Origin of the sequence: Brasilonema sennae CENA114 (assembly GCF_006968745.1) — a bacterium.
Lineage (GTDB): Bacteria > Cyanobacteriota > Cyanobacteriia > Cyanobacteriales > Nostocaceae > Brasilonema > Brasilonema sennae.
In genome coordinates this window covers 2,968,502-2,989,472 of the sequence record NZ_CP030118.1, presented here as the reverse complement: position 1 = coordinate 2,989,472, position 20,971 = coordinate 2,968,502, and the positions used below count along the sequence as shown (strand labels likewise).

Sequence of the window (20,971 nt, the reverse complement as noted above, 5' to 3'; positions counted from 1 at the left end):
TGGAAAATGAAAAAAAGTTCATGAAACAGAGTGATGCAGTCCCAACATACCATATACTCTTTTCTGAATTATTCAGCCATGCTATAAAAAATTATCTCACATACTAATATGTTGTATGGAGTAAGGGTAAAATGGAGGATGCTGCCCATATGTCTCAGCTTCCAGAAAATTTCATCATAGAGTTCGCAACTAACTCTGGTGTAACTAAGACAGAGCTAGATGCCCTGCTCTTGGCATTGAATGACTTCTCAGGTGCGCAGATAGCTTCCAAGTTGGAGATTTCTCAAGCAGCAGTCAGAAAAAGATTAGGAGAAAACTACCGTAAATTAGGAATAGAAGGCAGTGGCAACAAAAAACTCAATAACCTCAAACAAAAGCTCTTAGCACAATATCAAGCAAGTAAAACAATTGACAGAATACCCCAAGAAGATTGGGGAGAAGCAGTTGATGTAGATGGTTTTTGGGGTCGAGACAAGGAAATTTCAGAGTTAGAACAGTGGATTGTGGGTGATAGTTCTGTTCGCTGTCGGCTAGTAGCGGTGTTAGGAATAGGAGGCATTGGCAAAACTGTATTCGCAGCACAAGTTGCCAAAAAAGTGCAGAAAAATTTTGATTATCTCATTTGGCGATCGCTAAACAATACTCCAGCTGTAGGTGAGCTTCTCACACAGCTGCTACGATTTTTACCTAAAGGTAGTGAACCTGACATACCAGATAACGATAACAGCAAGATACTACGGCTGATTGAGGTTTTGCGGAAACATCGTTGTTTAGTGGTTTTAGATAAAGTAGAAGCAGTGCTGCGTAGCAGCGCAGGCAGTACTTACGAAAGAGCCGGAGAATACCAACCTACGTATGAGAAATACGGCTACTTGTTTAAAAAAGTGGCAGAAGCGGGACATAAGAGTTGTTTACTGCTCATAAGCCGGGAAAAGCCCAAGCAAGTTGCACTGCTAGAAGGAAAAAACCTACCAGTAAAAGTGTTGCACCTTTTGGGACTAAACCTAGAAGAAGCTAAGGCAATGCTGAAAGATAAGGGGTTTTCCTGTCCAGATAATCAGTTAAGGGAATTAGTGGAGCGATATTCTGGCAACCCCTTAGCGTTAAAAATTGTCGCTACCACCATCTATAACTTATTTAGCAATAACATTACTGAATTTTTAAACCAAATTCAGCAGGAAACAGCAGTTTATGGAGATATTCGCTCTCTTTTAGACCAACAATTTAATCGCCTGTCGGAGTTGGAAAAACAACTGATGTACTGGCTAGCAATTCATCGTGAATATGTTTCTCTTAAAGAACTCAAAGATGACTTAATCACAACACAGCAGCCAGCAATCAGTATATTAGAAGCTGTAGAGTCTCTATTACGGCGCTCTCTCATTGAAAAAGAAGCAGGTTCCGGCAGGTTTCGCCAGCAGTCTGTTGTGATGGAATATATCACAGAGCAATTGATTGAAAAGGCATATCAAGAAATGCGTCTAGGAAATTGTCTAGGAGTTATTGACAATTATCCACTGATGAAAGCGCGATCGCTTGACTATATTCGCAAAACACAAGAGCGATTAATTCTTGAACCAGTTACAAAAAAGCTACTGAGTGCTTTTGGCAAAGAACTAGAATCCAAGTTACGTCGGATGCTAGCCCACTTACAACAGCAATCTCCTTTACAGAGGGGATATGCTGCTGGAAACTTGATCAATCTGCTGCGTCAACTTCAGATTGATCAATCAAGAATTGATTTGAGTGGGCGTGATTTTTCCAATCTGAGTATCAGTCAGACATATTTTAAAGATGTCAATTTACAGGATACTAGCTTTACAAATGCTGATCTAACGAGTTCGGTATTTACTGAAACATTGTCAAGTCTGGTATCAGTCAGATTTAGCACAAATGGAGAGTTTTTTGCCACAGGTGCAATTAATGGAGAAGTGCGTCTGTGGCGAACTTCAGATACCAAACAACTCCGTATTTATAAGGGTCACACTGCTTGGGTCTGGTCATTTGCCTTTAGTCCAGATAACCAAATTCTAGCCAGCGGTGGTGCAGATTACGCTATTAAATTATGGAATGTAGACACAGGCGAGTGTCTTCATACATTGACAGAACATACTAATAAAGTATATTCTGTTGCCTTTAATCCTCAAGGCACTATCTTGGCAAGCGCTAGTGAAGATCAAACCATTAGATTGTGGGATGTGAGCACTAGACAGTGCTTAAAAATCCTCTATGGTCACACGGATTGGGTTTGGTCCGTCACCTTCAATCCTGTTCAATATGACATCCTTGCTAGTAGCAGCGCTGATGGTACAATCAAGCTCTGGGATATTAATACGGGTGAATGTTTAAAAACCCTAAAAGGACATAGTAGCGAAGTTTACTCTGTGAGTTTTAGTCCAAATGGGCAAATACTAGCAAGTAGCAGCGAAGACCAAACTATCAAACTTTGGGACATTATCACAGGAAAGTGTAAGAAATCCTTAAATGGGCATAGCAAAACAGTATACTCTGTCCGCTTTAGTCCAGATGGGAAAATCATTGCCAGCTGTGGCGAAGACCGAACAATCAAGTTATGGGATATTGAGACAAGTAAATGTCTGAGAACCTTACGAGGGCATAGTAGCCAAGTATGGTCGATCGCCTTTAGTCCCGATGGGCGCACACTCATCAGCAGCAGTGATGATCAAACAGCAAGGCTTTGGGATGTAGCAACAGGCAACTCTCTCAATGTATTGCAAGGTTATACCCGTGGTGTCTATTCAGTCGCATTTAGTCCAGACAACCAAGTTCTAGCGAGTGGTCTTGATGACTACACAATAATCCTGTGGGAATTACGTACAGGAAAATCCCACTTTGTGGGGAAACATCAAGGACACGTTCGTTCGGTTGCCTTTAATCCAAATGGACAAATTCTTGCGAGCGCCGGTGGTGATAATAATATCAAGCTTTGGGATGTTCAAGATGTAAGTCAGAGCAAGTGCTTAAACACTCTTACAGGACACACGAACTGGGTGTGGACAGTGGTTTTCAGTCCAGATGGAAAAACTCTTGCTAGCAGTAGCGAAGATCAAACTGTGAGGATCTGGGATACTTGCACAGGTGAATGTCTCAAAATATTGCAAGGACATAGTCATTGGGTGTGGACAGTTGCTTTCAGTCCTCAAGGTACTCTCCTTGCTAGCGGCAGTGCTGACAATACTGTTAAACTTTGGGATGTTCCCACAGGGAAATGCATTGCAACTTTGGCAGATCATAAAAACTTAGTTTGGTCGGTCGCATTTAGTCCTGATGGAGAGTTTCTGGCAAGTGGTAGCGAAGACCAAACTGCTAAGCTGTGGAAGATCAGTACAGGTGAGTGCCAAAAAACTTTAGAAGGGCACACTCAGCAAGTTTACTCAGTAGCATTTAGTCCGGATGGGAAAACCCTTGCTACTGGTAGTGGTGATGGAACTGTAAAGTTATGGCAAGTTAGCACAGGTATTTGTTTAGACCCGCTCACTCGTGGACATACAGGAGCAATTCGTTCGGTGGCGTTTAGTTCTGTTAGCGCAGCGTCCCCGGAGGGGATTGGTCGCTTACTTGCTAGTGGTAGTGAAGATGAAAATATTCAGTTGTGGGATGTACACAAGTGTAGCCGACTACGCCAACTGAAGTCTGACCGACTTTATGAGCGCATGGAAATTACAGGTATTACTGGTTTAACAGATGCAGAGAAATCTTCTTTGAAAGCTTTAGGTGCAATTGAAACAGGTGAGCGACTGATTTAAATAAGTCGCAATTGTTTATTGACAGAGATTTGCTGGCTTTTGGTCTAGAGAAGCGATGACAAGGGAATATATGCGATCGCTCCTCTAGAAGATTTCGCTGGTATTTAATTAGATAATAAGTAATAAACATCCTTACTTCCAACTACCATAACTCAGTCGTCGATGAAAAAGACCCGTGGAAAAATCCCAAAAACTCGGAAGATTAACCGGGAGGGCAGCTACAACGTAGTGCGTATAGGTGCATCCAACAACCATTGGCGGGATCCATATCATGTGCTACTCACTCTTTGCTGGTATAAAACTCTAGGACTTATCAGTTTTGGGTATATACTCGCTAACGCTTTGTTTGCCTTGGCATATCTTGCAGGAGGCAATGGTATTGAAAATGCGCGTCCGGGTAATTTCCTGGATGTCTTTTTTTTCAGTGTCCAGACTATGGCATCTATCGGCTATGGCGCAATGTATCCCAAAACACTTTATGCTAACATCTTAGTGACTATCGAATCACTGTTAGGGCTGATGGGGTTGGCGATGGCAACTGGGTTAATGTTTGCTCGCTTTTCTCTTCCCACAGCGCGAGTCTTGTTTAGCCATGTAGCGATAATTACCCCGTATAACGGTATACCAACTCTCATGTTGCGGGTTGCCAATGAACGTCAAAACTGGATTTTAGAAGCACAAGTCAGAGTCAGCTTGGTACGCACCCAAATCACCAAAGAAGGAGATCTGATGCGTCGATTTTATGATGTGCATTTGCTTCGCAGTCATTCTCCACTTTTTGCCCTGACTTGGACAATCATGCACCCAATAGACGAGAGCAGTCCTTTGTACGGAGTCTCAACAGAGGAGATGGTTGAGGATGAGATGGAAGTGATAGTCACCTTCACTGGGCTTGATGAAACTGTATCCCAAACTATCCATGCCCGTCACTCGTATATTCCAAAGCAAATTCTTTGGAATATGCGGTTTGTCGATATTTTATCGAAGACACGGGATGGCAAGCGCAGCATTGACTACTCCCGCTTTCATGATGTCATGCCGATAGACAATTAACTCATCAGTTATCAGTTACCAATTATTAGTTATCAGTTATCAATTGTTCACTGTTAAGCGTTAAGCGTTTCCTAGCGAGACGAGTTCCTATGGCTTTGCCACGCAAGCTAACATAAACCAAACCGGATTCCTATACTAATTACGAATAGGAACGAAACCAGCCTTCTCAATATACTGCTGTCCTTCTTGAGACAGCAACAAATTAGTATATGCTACTCCGGCAGCCTCATCGATAGTACCGTCTCGGCGAATGACTATAAACAGACGCCTAGTCAGGGGGTATGTGCCATCCCGCAAAGCTGTAGCGTTAACCTGCTTGCCATCATCTGTAAAGGGTGGCACGTAACTCTTAGAGTTGCCATGAGCGATCGCAAGAGGGCGGATTGACTTTTGACCGAGAATTGCTCCAGTAGAGCCAATGCCGAGCGCACCTCGAATTGAGGAAACTTTACGAACACCATCAGTGTAATCGCGCATAAACTGTACTTTAGGACTGAGTTGATCCAATTCTGGACCAAGAAGAATGTTGAGTGAGGAACCAAACTTCGGGTTGAAAGCAAAAGCTGTGATTGCTAAGTCCGGTCCTCCCACCTGGTTCCAATTGGTGATTTTTCCTTTAAAAATATCTTTAACTTGCTCAACAGCAAGTCCAGGGATAGACACATCTGGATGGGTAAACAACAGGAAGCCGTCGATACCTATTGCCACCTGCTGTAGGGAAAAACCACGTTCTTTTGCCTTGCTGTAATGAGTATCCTCTAATGGCTTAGAAGACTGGGCAAAGCTGAGTTCGCCATCAAGCAACATAGTGATCCCAGTATTTTGACCAGGGTTGTTGTACTTAGGTTCGGTGAACCGCAACCCAAACTTTGGGTAAACTTGATTGATAGCCTTATGTAAACTGTTCCTCAGAGGTGCGAAGACGACAGCACCACCGTAATTGAATGTTCCTTCGGGCACCTTCGGAACTTCCTTCATAGAATTATAGAGTCGGATATCCGAGGAAATGTTATCGGCAGAATTGTTGAGATTGCTTGGGGTTGAAGCTACTCGGACTTGCTGCCAGAAAAAATAACCTCCGATAGCAAAAAATAACACTGTGGCTACTACACTAATCCCACCTACGAGCAGTGTAGAATCAGAGGCAGGGCTGGGATCGCTGTTAGGTACAGAAGCTATAACAAGGGGCGTACCACACTTTTGACAATGTGTAGCCCCACGAGGATTTGCATCGTAGGCACATCGACCACAGATGATGTTTCCCTTGTTATTCGATTCGTCAGTATTCATTTCATTTTTAGGGGAGTATGTTGTAGGTAGCAATTGGTGCTATGGTAGATTCCCCTTTTGTCGATTTTTCGGAACTGGGTTTTGTACTTAACACCCGCTCCAAGATTTTATCGACTAATGTTGCAAATATAGCATCACTTCGCTGACGAGGACGAGCCAGGGGCACAGATAAATTCATAGCCACTTCACCTCGTTCTATGAGAATAATTCTATCAGCTAAAGTAACTGCCTCTTCTACATCATGAGTAATTAATAATGCAGTAAACTGCTGTTGTTGCCAGATGTCTTCTATCAGACGCTGCATCTCAATCCGAGTTAGGGCATCCAACGCTCCCAAAGGCTCATCTAGTAAGAGTAAACGTGGTTCACTCACCAATGCTCTTGCCAGTGCTACCCGTTGGCGTTGTCCTCCTGAAAGCACACTCGGCCATTCAAAAGCACGTTCTCCAAGTCCGACTTGTTCTAAAGCCCAATGTGCCTTTTGTCGCCAGTGTTCCTTTAATCCCAAGCCTACATTTTCTATCACTCGCTTCCACATTAAAAGACGAGCATCCTGAAACATCACTCGTGTTTCTGGATTGAGCTTACGCAATTGCTTGCCATCAAGTAATATACTGCCGTCACTTGGGGGTTCCAATCCTGCTAATAGCTTTAATAGGGTAGTTTTTCCACAGCCACTACGCCCAACAATCGCTACAAATTCCCCTTTAGCTATTTCTAAATCCAAGTTTTGCAATACACGAATATTCCCAAAGGTTTTACTTAGACCGATTACTTTTAAATCGACTCCTACGCGCTTGGATTTAATCATAAAAAACTCCTATCAACTTTGGGTTAGAGATTTTGGTAACTAGGATGCCAAGAAAGCAATTTCTTTTCTAAAAATTTTGCAAATACATCTGCTAACTTTCCTAACAATGCATAGAGTAGAATGCTCAAGACGACTACATCTGTTTGCATAAATTCACGAGCATTCATTGCCATATAACCGATCCCAGAGTCATAAGAAATTGTCTCAGCAACAATCAGAGTCAACCACATAACTCCCAAAGCGTAACGTACGCCAATCAAAATTGAGGGCAATGCGCCAGGAAAAATGATTTCCCAAAACAAAGACCAAGGCTTGAGTCCGTATACTTTTCCCATCTCAATCAAGTTTGGATCAACGGTTCGGACACCATGAAACGTATTTATATAAATGGGAAACGATACACCGATCGCAACCAAAAAAATCCTCCCTTCTTCTCCAACTCCAAACCATAAGATAACCAAGGGAATCATGGCTAAATGCGGAATGTTACGCAACATTTGAATCGGTGTATCTAACAACTTTTCTGCTATGGGAAGGATGCCATTTAATAATCCCAAAACAAAAGCAATGCTACCACCAATTAAAAACCCAAGAACTGCCCGTTGTGCGCTAATGCCAAGGTGAAAAAAAAGTTCTCCCGATTTAGCAAGACGAATTCCTGCCAGGAAAACATTTGTGGGAGCAGGTAATACTCTTTGAGAAACAAAACCAAATTGCACAAGTAACTGCCAAACGACAACTAACAGAAGAGGGACGCACCAAGGAGCTAATCTATCGAAGTATGGCTTGAGAAATTTGATTTTCATTATCCAGGTCCCTTGGACTATCTGTTATTGCTGTTTTGGAAAGTTTTCAAAGCCAATAAGTTCGCCAACAGGACTGAACATTTGTGTTTGATTTATATTAGACGGTTTTTGCAGCGGTAGGCGAGGAAATAGTAATTCAGCAACTCGATAGGCTTCTTCTAAGTGAGGATAACCAGAAAGAATAAAGATATCAATTCCCAGTTTTGCATACTCCTCCATTCTGGCAATGACGGTGTCAGAATCTCCTACCAAAGCGGTACCAGCACCACCGCGCACTAAGCCGACTCCTGTCCATAAGTTGGGGCTGATTTCTAGTGCTTTGCGATCGCCATTGTGCAGCTGCGTCATCCGGCGCTGTCCTTCAGAATCCATTCTGGCAAAGATTTTTTGTGCATTGGCGATCGCCTCATCACTCACATATTTAATCAGATCATTTGCTGCGTCCCAAGCTTGAGTTTCAGTATCCCGCACAATAACATGTAGCCGAATACCAAAGCGTAGAGTTCTGCCCTGTTCTGCTGCTAATTTACGCACAGATGCAATTTTTTCTGCCACTTGTTGCGGTGGTTCTCCCCAAGTCAGATAGACATCAACATGCTTAGCAGCAATCTGTTGTGCAACAAATGACGAACCTCCAAACCATAAGGGTGGATGAGGTTTTTGTACAGAAGTAAATAATAGTTTACCACCTTTTATCTGGAAATACTTCCCACTAAAGTTAATTTCTAAACCACTTGAAATGTCTTTCCACACTCTCAAAAATTCGTCGGTTAATTCATAACGCTCATCATGAGAAAGATGCACGCCATCCCCTGCCAATTCTACGGGATCACCACCAGTTACAACGTGAATTTGCAAGCGTCCGTTAGATACGCGGTCAAATGTCGCTGCCATTCGTGCTGACAATCCAGGAGACATTAACCCAGGACGGATTGCAATCATAAAACGCATTTGACGAGTCACAGCAATCAGAGACGAAGCCAATACCCAAGCATCTTCACAAGAGCGTCCAGTGGGTAGCAAAGCCCCAGAAAATCCCAAATTATCTACAGCTTGAGCAATTTGCTGAAAGTAAGAAAAATTACATTCGCGACCACCAATTGCTGTTGCTAAATAACGACCATCTCCATGTGTTGGAATAAACCAAAGTAATTCCATGTTCCTCTGTGCTCATTATTAATTACGTTTTTATAGCAGTCTTCTTTGAGTTGTAAAATTCATGATTATGAACGTCCTTAGTTATTTGTCTTTTTTTTCTACTTTTAACTAAGGACACTAGACTTTTTACAGCCTCAATCGAATATTTCACAAATGCGAGTTGTGCCCGTTGCGGCTCAGGATTTAGGATTACTATATCTGTTTGAACTACTAAAACAATCAAACATTTCCATCTATTCTGAATACCACGCTATAGCAGTTTTATTTGATGAGTGGCTTGCATTCATACGCATCATCTCACCCCATATTTATGCGTCAAAATTATTTGTCTCACGCTTACGAATACATGAATTTGAGCATAATGACTGGGCTGAAATTATTGAGCCACTTAGTTATAGCAGTTGCCAGGTAGATTAAGACATGAACTAATGAGAAAATACCAACACTACGATACTTTCACATGCCTGTTAAGCGTTCGTTGCTATATCACTATTTAGGTTTCCAAACAGCATCTGCTACTTTGATTTGTTTGGGTATTAATTTCTGACTTAAGAAAGTATCAGCAACTTTTTGTTGCTCTGCAACCACTTCATTGCTAAAGGGTAGTACATCGTAGCGTTTGCGGCGAGTTTCTGCTAACTCTAACGAAGCAACATCAATACCCATTTGCGGCGATAATACTTCAGCAACTTGGCGGTGATTTTTCTTTGCCCACTTCCCTACCTTGTCAACTGATTCGAGAATTTGCTTGACAAGCTGTGGGTTTGCGTCCGCAAAGCTTCGCGACGTCACATAAAATTCCCTCCATGACGCCAAACCCTTAGCATCTCTTAATATCCGCGCTCCTCCACTCTTTTGAGCTGCTGCTAGAAATGGGTCCCATATTCCCCAAGCATCAATCTTGCCTTGTTCAAAGACAGCACGAGCATCTGCTGGAGAAAGATAAGTCGGCTGAATGTCACTGTACTGTAATCCTGTAGATGACAACGCTTGCACCAACAAGAAATGAGCGCTTGAACCTTTAGCAACGGCAACTTTTTTACCTTTGAGGTCGGCTAGAGTCTTAATTGGCGAATTATTGCGAACTAGAATTGCTAAACCTTCTGGACTTGCTGAAGAGTTACCAACATACACCAGTGGAACACCAGCTGATTGAGCAAATACTGGTGGTCCCTCCCCTACAGCTGCGAAGTCGATACTGTTTGCATTCAAGGCTTCCATCATCGGAGGACCAGAGGGAAATTCTAGCCACTTGACACTAACCCCAGAAGGGGACAATTGTTTTTCTAAAGTGCCTTGTTGCTTCACCAAAGCGAGAACTGCAGATTTTTGATAACCCATCCGCACAACGTTAATAGCAGCGATTGAAGTATTCGCTGCAGGATTCGCACCAGAATTTTGAGTAGAACTTTTTGCGTAACTCGGACTAAAAGCAGAAAAGCTCAAACTTAGGCACAAACTAAAAGTAAATAGCACAGCAAAAATTTTGGCTGAATCTAGCTTCAGTACCTTGATAGATTGACGAAAAAAACTTGTGATGCTTGAAAGCAGCTTTAAGATAATGAAAAGATTCATAGCTCCACCACAACCCTGATTATATTGAGATTCTCGCATGGTAGACGTAAAAATCTATCATCGAATTTGATAGTTTCTGTAGCCTGTTGAATATTTTATTGAAAACACAAAATTGCAGGTGCAGCATTGACGACTCCCGCCATCATAGTATTATGTTGATTGAATGTTATAAACTGTAGAAAAAATATTTAGTTGCTAACTCAACCACGTACGTAAACTGAAATGATACAGAGTGTAACGGGTTTCTCTTTTTGTGCGTTTTAGAGGTGGCGTGTTCATAGAGTATTTTCTCTCTAGCAAAAATTAAGTGCTTGTTTATCGTTTGTAACTGCCTGATTTTGTACAATTAACAATGTGCAATTATTCACAAGCAACTAGGGAGTCTATTATGGGTTCTAAAAAAGCAATTGCATTATTTCTTGCCCTAGGTCTCGTAGGTACTACTGCTGCCTGTAGCCCAGCAAAGGATGCTGGGGAAGGGGGTGAAGGTGGCGAAGGAACGGAAAATACCCCTAAAACGGAACAAACTAAAGCACCTACAAAATCAAATGACGCTGGTGAAGCGGGTGAAGCGGGTGAACGTGGTGAAGGTGGAGAAGGCAAGTAATTACAGCAGAATTCAGAATTCAGCAATTCTTGAGTCAGAAGTAAAAAGGGTTGATAAGTCTGCCTTTTAGATCTCAGTACTGTACTTCATTTATTTGCAATGTGCTGTATTTTGAGTTTTGATGAGAGAAGTTAACTCCTAAAAGTCTAAATGCTATAACGTTGATATTTTTTTTATTTCACAGGTATAAACTGAGAGTACTTTATTCGTTTTTCATGCCATAAATGATAGTTTTTACAGGTTAATAAACAAAATTATTTTGATAGTTGGAAATAAATAAAAAATACTTATTATCATGATTATTTGTATTGATAATATTCTTAACTCTGAGGAGTTAAAGTTAATTCATTCAAAATTAACAAATTCGGAATTTAGAGACGGCAAAGAAACAGCAGGATGGTACGCAAAAGAAGTTAAAAATAATCTACAACTACCATCAAATGAACTCACAGAAGAAATGAGAAGCATTGTGATGCAAGCACTGCAACGTAATCGCTTATTTCAAGCAGCCGTCAGACCAAAAATTATTCGACCTATTATATTTAGTCGCTATGAACCGGGAATGTACTACGGTTATCATACCGATAATGCCCTGATGGGAAATCAAGTTTTGACTCGTTCTGATATCTCATTAACTCTATTTCTCAGTTCTCCTAGTAGTTATGTTGGCGGAGAATTAATGATTGATACTTCTTTGGGTGAACAAGTTTTCAAACTAGAAGCAGGTTCGATGATTGTTTATCCATCTTCAACGCTGCATCAAGTGACAACTGTAACTAAAGGTACGAGATTTGCCGCTATTAGTTGGGTACAAAGTATTATTCGCGATCCTGGAGAAAGAGAAATTTTATTCGATTTAGAAACTGCACGCGAAGCCCTTTTTCAGAAGCATGGAATAACGCCAGAATTTGACTTGATTTGTAAAACTCATGCCAATTTGTTGCGGAAATGGGCTGATATTTAACAGTTATCAGTTATCAGCTATCAGTTATCAGTTACGCGAACATGTGAATGACGCGTGCAGGACGGTTCACTGTTCACTCTTCGGGTTTGCCAATTGATTTGGGTTGGGGATCGAAGTGGAGTGTTCATGGTTACGTCTGCATTCCTTCGAGGCGGAGGAAATGCACACCTCCAAATTGATCGCCTGCTACTATTGTCACTCCATCGCGTGCAACCGCACAGCAACGTAACGGATTATCCGCAGTGAAACTAGCAATGACCTGCGCCGTTTCCAGATTCCAAACTTTGATTGTGTTGTCCCATGAACCAGAAATCACGTGCTTGCCATCAGGAATGACAGCGACTGCAATAACTGAGTTGCTATGACCAGTGAGGGTACACTTTTCCTCCCCCGTTTCTAGATTCCAGACTTTGAGTGTATTGTCACCTGAACCAGAAATCACCTGGTTGCCATCAGGGGTGACAGCAACTGCAATAACTGAGTTGCTATGACCAGTGAAGGTAGACTTGTGCTGTCCCGTTTCCAGATTCCAGACTTTGAGTGTCTTATCCCTGGAACCAGAAATCACCTGCTTGCCATCAGGGGTGACGGCGACTGCATAAACTGAGTCGCGATGACCAGTGAAGGTAGACTTGTCCTGTCCCGTTTCCAGATTCGAGACTTTGAGTGTGTTGTCCCTGGAACCAGAAATCACCTGCTTGCCATCAGGGGTGACGGCGACTGCATAAACTGAGTCGCGATGACCAGTGAGGGTAGACTTGTCCTGTCCCGTTTCCAGATTCCAAACTTTGAGTGTGTTGTCCCTGGAACCAGAAATCACCTGCTTGCCATCAGGGGTGAGTGCGACTGCTTCAACCCAGCTGCTATGACCAGTGAAAGTAGACTTGTGCTGTCCCGTTTCCAAATTCCAGACTTCAAGTGTGTTGTCCCTGGAACCAGACATCACCTGCTTGCCATCAGGGGTGATAGCGATTGCTTCAAACCAGCTGCTATGACCAGTGAAAGTAGACTTGTGCTGTCCCGTTTCCAGATTCCAAACTTTGAGTGTGTTGTCCCTGGAACCAGAAATCACCTGCTTGCCATCAGAGGTGACAGCGACTGCATAAACCCTGGAGCTATGACCGGTGAGAGTAGACTCCTCCTGTCCCGTTTCCATATTCCAAACTTTGAGTGTCTTGTCACCTGAACCAGAAATCACATGCTTGCCATCAGGGGTGAGTGCGACGGCTTCAACCCAGTGGCTATGACCAGTGAGGGTAGACTTCTCCTGTCCCGTTTCCAGATTCCAGATTTTGAGTGTATTGTCATTTGAACCAGAAATCACGTACTTGCCATCAGGAGTGACGGCGACTGCATTAACCCATCTGCTATGACCAGTGAGGGTAAACTTCTCCTGTCCAGTTTCCAGATTCCAGATTTTGATTGTCTTGTCCCCTGAACCAGAAATCACGTGCTTGCCATCAGGGGTGAGTGCGACTGCATTAACTGAGTTGCTATGACCAGTCAGGGTACACATCTCCTGTCCGGTTTCCAGATTCCAGATTTTGAGTGTGTTGTCCGATGAACCAGAAATCACGTGCTTGCCATCAGGGGTGAGTGCGACTGCATTAACCGAGGCGCTATGACCAGCGAGAGTGCGGATTAACTGTCCCCCAGGCGGCGTTAAGTTAGGGGTCAACGGACGCAGCCAAGGAATAACTTTCCACTGTTTTGCTACCTCCAGCATTGCCTGAATCTCAGGCACTTCAAAAGACATCAAACGCCCCAACAATTGCTCTATCAGTTGCGTTTTATCCTGAGAGAAAACATGCGCTGACAGTTTCAGCGCTCCTTGAATCAATTTCAGCGCTTTTACCTTATGGGGGTTGTACTCTGGATTTGTTAAAACTTCTGGATCATCAACAAAATCATAATCATTAATCAATGGATCTACCCCAAACTCAGGATGGTTAATCTTTTCTGCTATGAACTGAAAATGAGTCAGGAGATTGTAATACTTTTCTAAGTTTCCTGACTGCACAAAATTATAGGGAAATCTGCTGAGATAAGCTTTTTGGAAGTAATATTTTTTTGATGTTAATTTGTGAGCGATTTCGACCATTTTTTGTTATTTTATTTTTTAATATATGAGCTAAATCTGGTTTCTAGGTTCTACCTGGAAATGCAGTTCTAGCAGCTCTGCCGCTTTCTAAGGGAGGCAGAGCCTCGCAATAGGCATTCCCAGTCTGAGACTGGGAACGAGGGAACTGGGAACGAGGTAAATCTTGTTTTATCAAGCCATCTGCCTTTCCCAGTAATCAACAATGCGTTGATTAACCTCTTTAAATAACTGTCGCTTGGAATCCAAAACCCGTTTTTTCTTCAAAAAATCTAGAAAACTAGCATGATAAATGCTATAGCAAATTTCCTCGTCAATTTCTTGCGGCTTTAAAAACTCAATCAATTCCTTCAAAACCTCTTCTACCTCATAGATATCTTGCTCTGCAATATCCGCTATCATCTCTAAGGGAATCGGTGTACCAATCTCCGCTAAAATAAACAGGATAATCACCCTTAATTCCTTGGGTGCTGTATTCATCCCCATTTGTACCCAATCTTGTTGATAACAGTCTTCAAGACCATCGGGCAATTGATTTAAGGTTAGGTCATTATAAAAACCGCGAGCAATTCCTGGTAAAACATAGCGCAGGTACATAAAATTGTTTTCGCTTTTTTGTGCTACCTGCTCAATAAACGTTTCATAATTGAGATTGCGATCGCGTATCCACTTTTTCAGGTTATATTTATAATTTGAGTCTTCATTAAGAAATAACCGAATATACTCTTTCACATCATCATGACTCAAATCTTTATACTCACCAGCCCTTAAATCCAACTCCTGCATCGGAACACCAGGAGAAACAGATAATCGCTTTGTTTCTTTAGTATAGTGTCGTCTCGTGAGCAGGAAATAGACTTTTTCTGGAAGCGCCGTAGGTAAATATAAAAGATTATCTCCTGGTTCTTGCTCCACTTCATCAAGCGCATTAACCACAATCACCAGACGTTCGTTAGAGAGAAGTTTTTTACTCACTTTTTCCAGTAAAGTTGGCAAATCAGCTTTCTCCGAATTCTGCAACTGGTAACGCTTAATCAGTTGTTGACGAATACTTTCTAAAAACTGTTCAGGTCGATTTCGACCTTCAGCGCGAATATTAAAATAGCAAGGAGACTTGTGGTCAAAGACGTATTTAGCAGCAATAGTGCTTTTCCCGCTTCCCGGATCCGCTATAACTGTAAAGTAACCGTTAGGGTTGTCTTTCAAGAATTGAGCAAAAGCATCAAAAACAAATTCACGACCACAAAAAAACCGATTTTTTTCTTTTATTAATGATTTAAACTCCTCTGGATACTCATCCATATTCCAGTCTGGGTAAGGCTGAAATTCTGCTGATTTCGTACGTTGTGCTACATCGATAAAAACTCTGCCAAACTCTTCTAACTCAGTTTGGATTTCAATTTCCGCTTCTCGTATCTCGTTCCCCAAAGTGTTCCAATTCAGAAATTTTCTGACTTCATTTAAAAAACCTAATGAATTCTTTGAAGTATAAGCTTGCCAAAAAGCATTTTTAATCTCTTTTTCTCTAAAAAGCTTCAGAATTGGCTCTGGCTTATACACCCCATACTCTACTAAAGCGTAAGCATAAACACCATCAACATCTTTGGGGGGTTGTGTTGGATCAAGTTTCAAACTTTTTAAAACTTGGATCACAGCTTCATTACGTTGAGCGTTTTTGATGACTTGCTTTCCAACAGAACCGGCAAAAGGTTTAATCGCACTCATTACGGAATCAATATTTATCATTTTTCATATTCGGTATCACTAGACACTTGTCACTTATTCTAAACTGTGCATTAGAAGTGCGTCGGTGAGAAGTAGATTGGTGAGAAGTGCGATACGCTCAGCGTCAAGCCTCCGGCTTATCGCCACTCAGCAGTCAGCGCAAAAAACATAAAACTACTACAATTTTTCTTCGTACTAACCAGTAAATTCCCCTCTCCGCGAATTCGGAGAGGGGTGCCCGTCAGGGCGGGGTGAGGTGAGACCACCAGCGTAACGCACTGGCTTCTCTGCGCCTAGTGCGGTTCATTAAACAAACCCTCCGACAGAGAGATTATAAATTTACCCCCAAAGCAGTAATTAATAATACAGCATATATTTTTCCAGGCAGATGTCGCCATTTATCCAGCCTTCTATATTCAAATGTAATGAAACCCTTATAGGAGGCAATAGTATTATGGGCTGGTTAAAAAGACTTTTTGGAATGGAGAAACCTCAAGAAGCACAAGTCAATCCAGAACCACAACCTGTAGAACAAGCGCAGCAAACTGCTGCTCCTGCTGCGACAGTTCAACAAGTTCCCCCAGAACGCGTAGGATTGAATGGAGAATATGACCAGAGCGGTTTGGCAAAGCGCGTGGCACTTGCATTTGACCAAGACCAACAATTAGATGATATAGAAACTCTGTGGGTAGCTCAAACAGGTGGCACTGTAGTCCTCAAAGGCAAAGTTCCCAGCCAAGACATTCTCAACAAGATGGTTTCTGTAGCGCGTTCCGTTAATGGTGCGACTGCGGTTGACAGCAATCAAGTTACCGTCGGCTAAAGGTTTTTCATCAGGTGGGTATAACAAAATATTACCCACCCGACAAAATTTCTACGCCCCCAGATCTGGTACAACCCAAAGTCTCCTGCATAGTGCTAGTTCATAATTCATCATTATGACTACTCAGTTGTGTAGAGTCCAAGGGCGCAGCCCATTGTTTACTTCGGTCAAGGTTGTCAAGAATCAGTAAAATTAATGTAAAATTTGTTACGCTACAAATGCCGCACAGGTCTATATTTGCTAAAGTAAAAACAAATAAAATAGAGAGCAATAGTGCAAAGCAGCCGCCGGGATGCAATTGCACCTTCAAACCGATTATTATCAATTAGGTAGTATGGAAGTTTTAGAACTCAAACGCGAAATCGAAACGTTGTCTGATCGCCTGGGTAAAACCCAGGACTATCTTTGACATACCCGCACTTTCTGCCAAAATTCAAGATTTAGAACAAATAGCAGCTCAACCAGAGTTGTGGGATGACCAAACGCAGGCACAAAAAACACTGCAAGAACTCAACGATCTTAAAGCACATTTGCAACAGTATCACCAGTGGCAAGCGAGTTTGGAAGACACTAAAGCAGTTTTAGAACTGTTGGAGTTAGACACAGATGAAGGGCTTTTGCAAGAAGCTGAGTCTAATGTTGATAAGCTTAAGCGCGAACTGGATCAATGGGAGTTACTCCAGTTGCTTTCTGGTCCTTATGATCAAAAGGGCGCTGTACTCACAATCAATGCTGGGGCTGGTGGTACCGATGCTCAAGACTGGGCAGATATGTTGCTGCGAATGTACACCCGTTGGGGGGAAAAGTATGGCTATAAAGTCAGTTTAAGCGAACTTTCCGAAGGTGATGAAGCGGGGATCAAATCTGCGACTGTAGAAATTGCTGGGCGCTATGCCTATGGTTACCTGCGTTCAGAAACAGGCACACATCGTCTTGTGCGGATTTCACCCTTCAACGCCAACGGTAAGCGGCAAACAAGCTTTGCTGGCGTGGAAGTGATGCCCGAGATAGATAACAATATACAGCTAGAAATCCCAGAGAAAGATTTGGAAGTGACCACAACTCGTTCTGGAGGTAAGGGTGGGCAAAACGTTAACAAAGTAGAAACCGCAGTGCGGGTTGTTCACATTCCGACTGGAATAGCGGTGCGTTGTACGGAAGAGCGCAGCCAATTACAAAATAAAGAAAAAGCCCTCGCCCGCTTGAAGGCAAAACTGCTGGTGATCGCTCAAGAGCAACACGCCAAAGAAGTCGCAGAAATCCGGGGGGATATGGTAGAAGCCTCTTGGGGTAACCAAATCCGGAACTACGTTTTTCATCCTTACCAGATGGTGAAGGATTTGCGGACTGCGGAGGAAACAACTGCGATCGCGGATGTAATGAACGGTGAAATCGATATGTTCATCCAAGCCTATTTACGGCAAGAGAACCAGTTGGTAGAAGCTTCTGCATAATTAGAATCAGCAAGAGAAAGTCTGGGAGTGTGGGAAGAAATCCTTTGTTCGGTGTTTCCCTCCCTCCTTCCCTCCTTTCCAAAGGGGGCACAATGGCAACTTGGTGCTATAAGAACTGTTACATTATGAGAAGAGTTTGTTAACAAATCATCATTATGAGTGACTCTCGTTCTGCAGAACCTCAACCTTCCTACGTCAAACTCGCCATGCGAAACATGGTGCAAAAGCGTCTGACCTCTTTGAAGCATTTTGTATTAACGATAGTAGGTCTTTTAGCAGTACTTGTAGGTCTGGCTTACTTAACTCGTTAAAGTATAAAAAAACGTATAACTAGGAGACTTTGTAGCTGGTGCAAGTTGAAGTGTATGTGCAGGATTACTATCATGAATCATCCGCTCCAGAAGCTCTGCAGTCTGGAGAAAAGGATGCGCATATTACTGTTGAAACTTGGGAAGACTGGTTTGAGTGCTGGTTAGAAATACTACAGCCAAGTATTTCTCCAGCACATACTTATGAAGTTGGACTACGTTTAACAGACAACAGTGAAATTCTGACACTCAACCAGCAGTATCGTCATCAAAATAAACCGACAGACGTTTTATCTTTTGCTGCATTAGAGGTAGATGCCCCTGATGTGACAGAAATAGACGCCGAGGAACCGTTATATCTCGGTGATATTGTAATTTCTGTCGAAACTGCTCAACAGCAAGCTCAACAGCAAGAACATCCTTTGCCAACAGAGCTAGCTTGGTTAGCAGCTCATGGGTTACTGCATCTTTTGGGTTGGGATCATCCTGATGATGAAAGTTTGAGCCAAATGCTTAAGCAACAAGTCATATTACTGAAGGCGATAGGTATTGACACTGACTTTGAATAGCAATGACTTACCATTAGAATCTAAGTGTTATTCTGTATTTAATATTTGATATTTTTCTGTTACATATTGCTAATAAGTGCACTATTCTCCTAACATCTGCTGTCTGTTCCCCACCTACTCTGCTGTTTGGTCTTTACACTTATGTCTCAACAAGTCTCATCTCCACCAAAAGCTTCGCTACCGCCAGTACCGGACTGCTTAGAAACGGTTGTTAGTAGCCAACGTCAATTATCGTGGCAAGTTGCCTCTAATTTATTTGTCAGTTTTAAGTATGCTTGGTGCGGAATTAGCTACGCTTTTCAAACACAACGTAATTTTCGCATTCATATTTGTGTTGGAGCTTTGGCAATTACCTTGAGCATTTTCTTGCATCTTAAATCTGTGGAAATCGCTGTGATTGGACTAACGAGCGGTTTAGTTTTGGCGTTGGAGTTGCTGAATACGGCGATCGAGTCAATTGTGGACTTAACAGTTAAACAGACCTACCATGAGTTGGCAAAAATTGCTAAAGACTGCGCAGCAGGTGCTGTGCTTGTCTCTGCCTTGGTAGCAGTGATAGTAGCTGGCACACTTTTACTTCCTCCCCTGTTAGCTTTAGTGTTGGCATCTGTATCATTCTAAGTGCTGGGCAGAAGTGTCTTTTTTCAAGATGACTGAAACTAAAGATGAAAATCTTAGTCGTGAGAATGACTCACAATTATCACAAATTGCCATAAACCAGGAAGAATAACTTTTGATAATAGTTATCGACGGTAACTACGAGAGTTTTATGCGTATCATACAGACGTGGAAATTTTCACCCAAATAGAAATCCGATGACCGCAACCAGGTATCATAGTTTAGTGATTTCGCGTGACACTTGTCCAAATGTGCTAGAAATCACTGCTTGAGTTGAGGATGGCGCAATTATGGAGGTATGACACTGGAACTATCTTCATATTGACGGCGTCCAGTTCATCTATGAAAGTGTCCTGATAACTTCAAGCAAGCAACTACTGCAAAACTTTTACAGAACAATTGCGGTCTAGAGAGAAGAATTCATGAAACGACGACAGTTATTGGGCTATGCAGGAGCCGGATTAGCGACAACATTAGTTACAAGCTTGGGTTCCTCCCTTCAAGCTAATGCCCAATCTGGCGGTTCATTATCAATTCAGTGGCTCGGTCATACTTGCTTTCTATTTACTGGTGGTGGAGTCAGAATTCTCACGAATCCCTTTCGGACTGTTGGCTGTACCGCTCGTTATCGTACGCCAAAGGTTGGGGCTGATTTAGCTCTGATTAGCAGTCAATTGCTAGATGAAGGTGCTGTAGAAAACCTTGTTGGAAATCCAAAGCTTATCTATGAAGCGGGAGTTTACGACTTTAATAACATTAAGTTGCAGGGAATCCCCATAAACCATGACCGTAAAGGTGGCAGGCAATTTGGTGTAAATACGGCTTGGCTTTGGAAGCAAGCGGGAATTAATATCCTTCATTTAGGAGGAGCAGCAGCACCCATTTCCATTGAACAAAAAATCCTTATGGGGCGTCCTGATGTGGCATTAGTGCCTGTAGGAGGAGGTGCAAAAGCTTATAATCCTGAAGAAGCCAGACTTGCAATTCAAACCCTCAATCCCAAAATAGTGATTCCTACCCATTACCGTACACAAGCAGCAGATGCTGCAAACTGCGATATCTCACCTTTGGATGACTTCCTAAAACTCATGAACGGAATGACAGTACGTTCTAGCAGTAGTGACACGATTACTGTCAGCTCTGGTAAATTACCGGAGAAGACTATAATTCAAGTTTTGAGTTATAAGTTTTAGCCGTAGTCCAAAATCAGCCTCACACAAGTCTTATAATAATATTTGTAAAGAGTATATTTACTTATACCATAATTTTCATAAACAATAGTAGATAAAGATTTTCTGGGGATTTCTTGAGATATAGAAATCACTCTATTAAGATCAGAAAGTCT

At 42.3% G+C, this 20,971-nt stretch carries 18 protein-coding genes and 1 pseudogene; 12 read left to right on the top strand and 7 right to left on the bottom strand.

The genetic code is table 11. The features are described from left to right. Positions 1-149 precede the first annotated feature (149 nt). The gene (locus tag DP114_RS12755) at positions 150-3,767 is read left to right on the top strand and encodes a WD40 domain-containing protein (RefSeq protein WP_246163147.1); all 3,618 of its coding nucleotides are present in this window, start codon (positions 150-152) and stop codon (positions 3,765-3,767) included. 162 nt (positions 3,768-3,929) lie between these two features. Next, positions 3,930-4,820 (top strand): ion channel, encoded by an 891-nt coding sequence (locus DP114_RS12750; RefSeq protein ID WP_171976252.1) that lies wholly within the window; start codon positions 3,930-3,932, stop codon positions 4,818-4,820. A 135-nt stretch (positions 4,821-4,955) separates the two neighbouring features. On the opposite strand, the gene DP114_RS12745 is transcribed toward DP114_RS12750, so the two are convergent. From DP114_RS12745 to ssuD, 4 genes are read right to left on the bottom strand one after another with little or no spacing between them, the layout of a single operon-like run. Beyond that, entirely contained in the window at positions 4,956-6,110 is a 1,155-nt protein-coding gene (locus tag DP114_RS12745) for a PstS family phosphate ABC transporter substrate-binding protein (protein WP_171976251.1), read from the bottom strand. Between the two features lie 7 nt (positions 6,111-6,117). After that, a complete protein-coding gene (locus DP114_RS12740) occupies positions 6,118-6,921 on the bottom strand; it encodes an ATP-binding cassette domain-containing protein (protein ID WP_169264984.1) in 804 nt (267 codons plus the stop codon). A 23-nt stretch (positions 6,922-6,944) separates the two neighbouring features. After that, complete coding sequence (ssuC, locus tag DP114_RS12735) at positions 6,945-7,727, bottom strand: aliphatic sulfonate ABC transporter permease SsuC (RefSeq protein WP_171976250.1); 783 nt, start codon at positions 7,725-7,727, stop codon at positions 6,945-6,947. A gap of 24 nt (positions 7,728-7,751) precedes the next feature. Then, positions 7,752-8,885 (bottom strand): FMNH2-dependent alkanesulfonate monooxygenase, encoded by a 1,134-nt coding sequence (gene ssuD / locus DP114_RS12730; protein ID WP_169264986.1) that lies wholly within the window; start codon positions 8,883-8,885, stop codon positions 7,752-7,754. A gap of 153 nt (positions 8,886-9,038) precedes the next feature. Here ssuD and DP114_RS12725 point away from each other — a divergent pair, with 153 nt between their 5' ends. Next, a complete protein-coding gene (locus tag DP114_RS12725) occupies positions 9,039-9,302 on the top strand; it encodes a hypothetical protein (RefSeq protein WP_171976249.1) in 264 nt (87 codons plus the stop codon). A gap of 72 nt (positions 9,303-9,374) precedes the next feature. On the opposite strand, the gene DP114_RS12720 is transcribed toward DP114_RS12725, so the two are convergent. Further along, positions 9,375-10,499 (bottom strand): sulfonate ABC transporter substrate-binding protein, encoded by a 1,125-nt coding sequence (locus DP114_RS12720; RefSeq protein WP_246163145.1) that lies wholly within the window; start codon positions 10,497-10,499, stop codon positions 9,375-9,377. 349 nt (positions 10,500-10,848) lie between these two features. Between DP114_RS12720 and DP114_RS12715 the strand changes: the two genes are divergently transcribed. Next, a complete protein-coding gene (locus DP114_RS12715; RefSeq protein ID WP_171976248.1) occupies positions 10,849-11,067 on the top strand; it encodes a hypothetical protein in 219 nt (72 codons plus the stop codon). A 295-nt stretch (positions 11,068-11,362) separates the two neighbouring features. Next, a complete protein-coding gene (locus tag DP114_RS12710) occupies positions 11,363-12,031 on the top strand; it encodes a Fe2+-dependent dioxygenase (RefSeq protein ID WP_171976247.1) in 669 nt (222 codons plus the stop codon). 130 nt (positions 12,032-12,161) lie between these two features. Here DP114_RS12710 and DP114_RS12705 read toward each other — a convergent pair whose 3' ends face one another. Beyond that, positions 12,162-14,132 carry a WD40 repeat domain-containing protein gene (locus tag DP114_RS12705; RefSeq protein WP_172195205.1) on the bottom strand — a complete coding sequence of 657 codons (1,971 nt, stop codon included), beginning with the start codon at positions 14,130-14,132 and terminating at the stop codon, positions 12,162-12,164. A 171-nt stretch (positions 14,133-14,303) separates the two neighbouring features. Continuing rightward, on the bottom strand, positions 14,304-15,875 hold the full coding sequence (locus DP114_RS12700) for a P-loop domain-containing protein (RefSeq protein WP_171976245.1): 1,572 nt from the start codon (positions 15,873-15,875) through the stop codon (positions 14,304-14,306). A 433-nt stretch (positions 15,876-16,308) separates the two neighbouring features. On the opposite strand from DP114_RS12700, the gene DP114_RS12695 reads away from it, so the two are divergent. From DP114_RS12695 to DP114_RS12670, 7 genes and pseudogenes are all read left to right on the top strand, one after another. Further along, entirely contained in the window at positions 16,309-16,677 is a 369-nt protein-coding gene (locus DP114_RS12695) for a BON domain-containing protein (RefSeq protein ID WP_169264991.1), read from the top strand. Positions 16,678-17,011: 334 nt separating this feature from the next. Then, positions 17,012-18,131 (top strand): peptide chain release factor 2 gene (prfB, locus tag DP114_RS12690; protein WP_171978177.1). Its coding sequence is split into 2 segments (ribosomal slippage): positions 17,012-17,083 and positions 17,085-18,131, totalling 1,119 coding nucleotides; the frame shifts between segments, so codons are not numbered across the junction. A 155-nt stretch (positions 18,132-18,286) separates the two neighbouring features. Beyond that, the gene (locus DP114_RS12685) at positions 18,287-18,442 is read left to right on the top strand and encodes a DUF3285 domain-containing protein (protein WP_169264992.1); all 156 of its coding nucleotides are present in this window, start codon (positions 18,287-18,289) and stop codon (positions 18,440-18,442) included. A 38-nt stretch (positions 18,443-18,480) separates the two neighbouring features. After that, entirely contained in the window at positions 18,481-19,008 is a 528-nt protein-coding gene (ybeY, locus tag DP114_RS12680; RefSeq protein WP_171976244.1) for an rRNA maturation RNase YbeY, read from the top strand. A gap of 141 nt (positions 19,009-19,149) precedes the next feature. Next, positions 19,150-19,629, top strand: a complete 480-nt coding sequence (locus tag DP114_RS12675) for a diacylglycerol kinase family protein (RefSeq protein ID WP_169264994.1) — start codon at positions 19,150-19,152, stop codon at positions 19,627-19,629. A 188-nt stretch (positions 19,630-19,817) separates the two neighbouring features. After that, positions 19,818-20,036: pseudogene (locus DP114_RS34935) on the top strand (glutamine amidotransferase-related protein); the annotation flags it as partial. A gap of 12 nt (positions 20,037-20,048) precedes the next feature. Then, positions 20,049-20,819: an MBL fold metallo-hydrolase gene (locus DP114_RS12670; protein ID WP_171976243.1), complete on the top strand. Its 771-nt coding sequence runs from the start codon at positions 20,049-20,051 to the stop codon at positions 20,817-20,819. Positions 20,820-20,971: the final 152 nt, after the last annotated feature.

Excerpts from the sequence above, each read along its gene's own strand:
- DP114_RS12755 (WP_246163147.1), top strand. The coding sequence starts at position 150 with ATGTCTCAGCTTCCAGAAAATTTCATCATAGAGTTCGCAACTAACTCT.
- DP114_RS12720 (WP_246163145.1), bottom strand. The coding sequence starts at position 10,499 with ATGCGAGAATCTCAATATAATCAGGGTTGTGGTGGAGCTATGAATCTT.
- DP114_RS12685 (WP_169264992.1), top strand. The coding sequence starts at position 18,287 with ATGAGTGACTCTCGTTCTGCAGAACCTCAACCTTCCTACGTCAAACTC.
- DP114_RS12725 (WP_171976249.1), top strand. The coding sequence starts at position 9,039 with ATGCGAGTTGTGCCCGTTGCGGCTCAGGATTTAGGATTACTATATCTG.
- DP114_RS12670 (WP_171976243.1), top strand. The coding sequence starts at position 20,049 with ATGAAACGACGACAGTTATTGGGCTATGCAGGAGCCGGATTAGCGACA.
- DP114_RS12715 (WP_171976248.1), top strand. The coding sequence starts at position 10,849 with ATGGGTTCTAAAAAAGCAATTGCATTATTTCTTGCCCTAGGTCTCGTA.
- DP114_RS12745 (WP_171976251.1), bottom strand. The coding sequence starts at position 6,110 with ATGAATACTGACGAATCGAATAACAAGGGAAACATCATCTGTGGTCGA.
- ssuC (WP_171976250.1), bottom strand. The coding sequence starts at position 7,727 with ATGAAAATCAAATTTCTCAAGCCATACTTCGATAGATTAGCTCCTTGG.
- DP114_RS12740 (WP_169264984.1), bottom strand. The coding sequence starts at position 6,921 with ATGATTAAATCCAAGCGCGTAGGAGTCGATTTAAAAGTAATCGGTCTA.
- DP114_RS12750 (WP_171976252.1), top strand. The coding sequence starts at position 3,930 with ATGAAAAAGACCCGTGGAAAAATCCCAAAAACTCGGAAGATTAACCGG.
- DP114_RS12675 (WP_169264994.1), top strand. The coding sequence starts at position 19,150 with ATGTCTCAACAAGTCTCATCTCCACCAAAAGCTTCGCTACCGCCAGTA.
- DP114_RS12710 (WP_171976247.1), top strand. The coding sequence starts at position 11,363 with ATGATTATTTGTATTGATAATATTCTTAACTCTGAGGAGTTAAAGTTA.
- DP114_RS12705 (WP_172195205.1), bottom strand. The coding sequence starts at position 14,132 with ATGGTCGAAATCGCTCACAAATTAACATCAAAAAAATATTACTTCCAA.
- DP114_RS12695 (WP_169264991.1), top strand. The coding sequence starts at position 16,309 with ATGGGCTGGTTAAAAAGACTTTTTGGAATGGAGAAACCTCAAGAAGCA.
- ssuD (WP_169264986.1), bottom strand. The coding sequence starts at position 8,885 with ATGGAATTACTTTGGTTTATTCCAACACATGGAGATGGTCGTTATTTA.
- DP114_RS12700 (WP_171976245.1), bottom strand. The coding sequence starts at position 15,875 with ATGATAAATATTGATTCCGTAATGAGTGCGATTAAACCTTTTGCCGGT.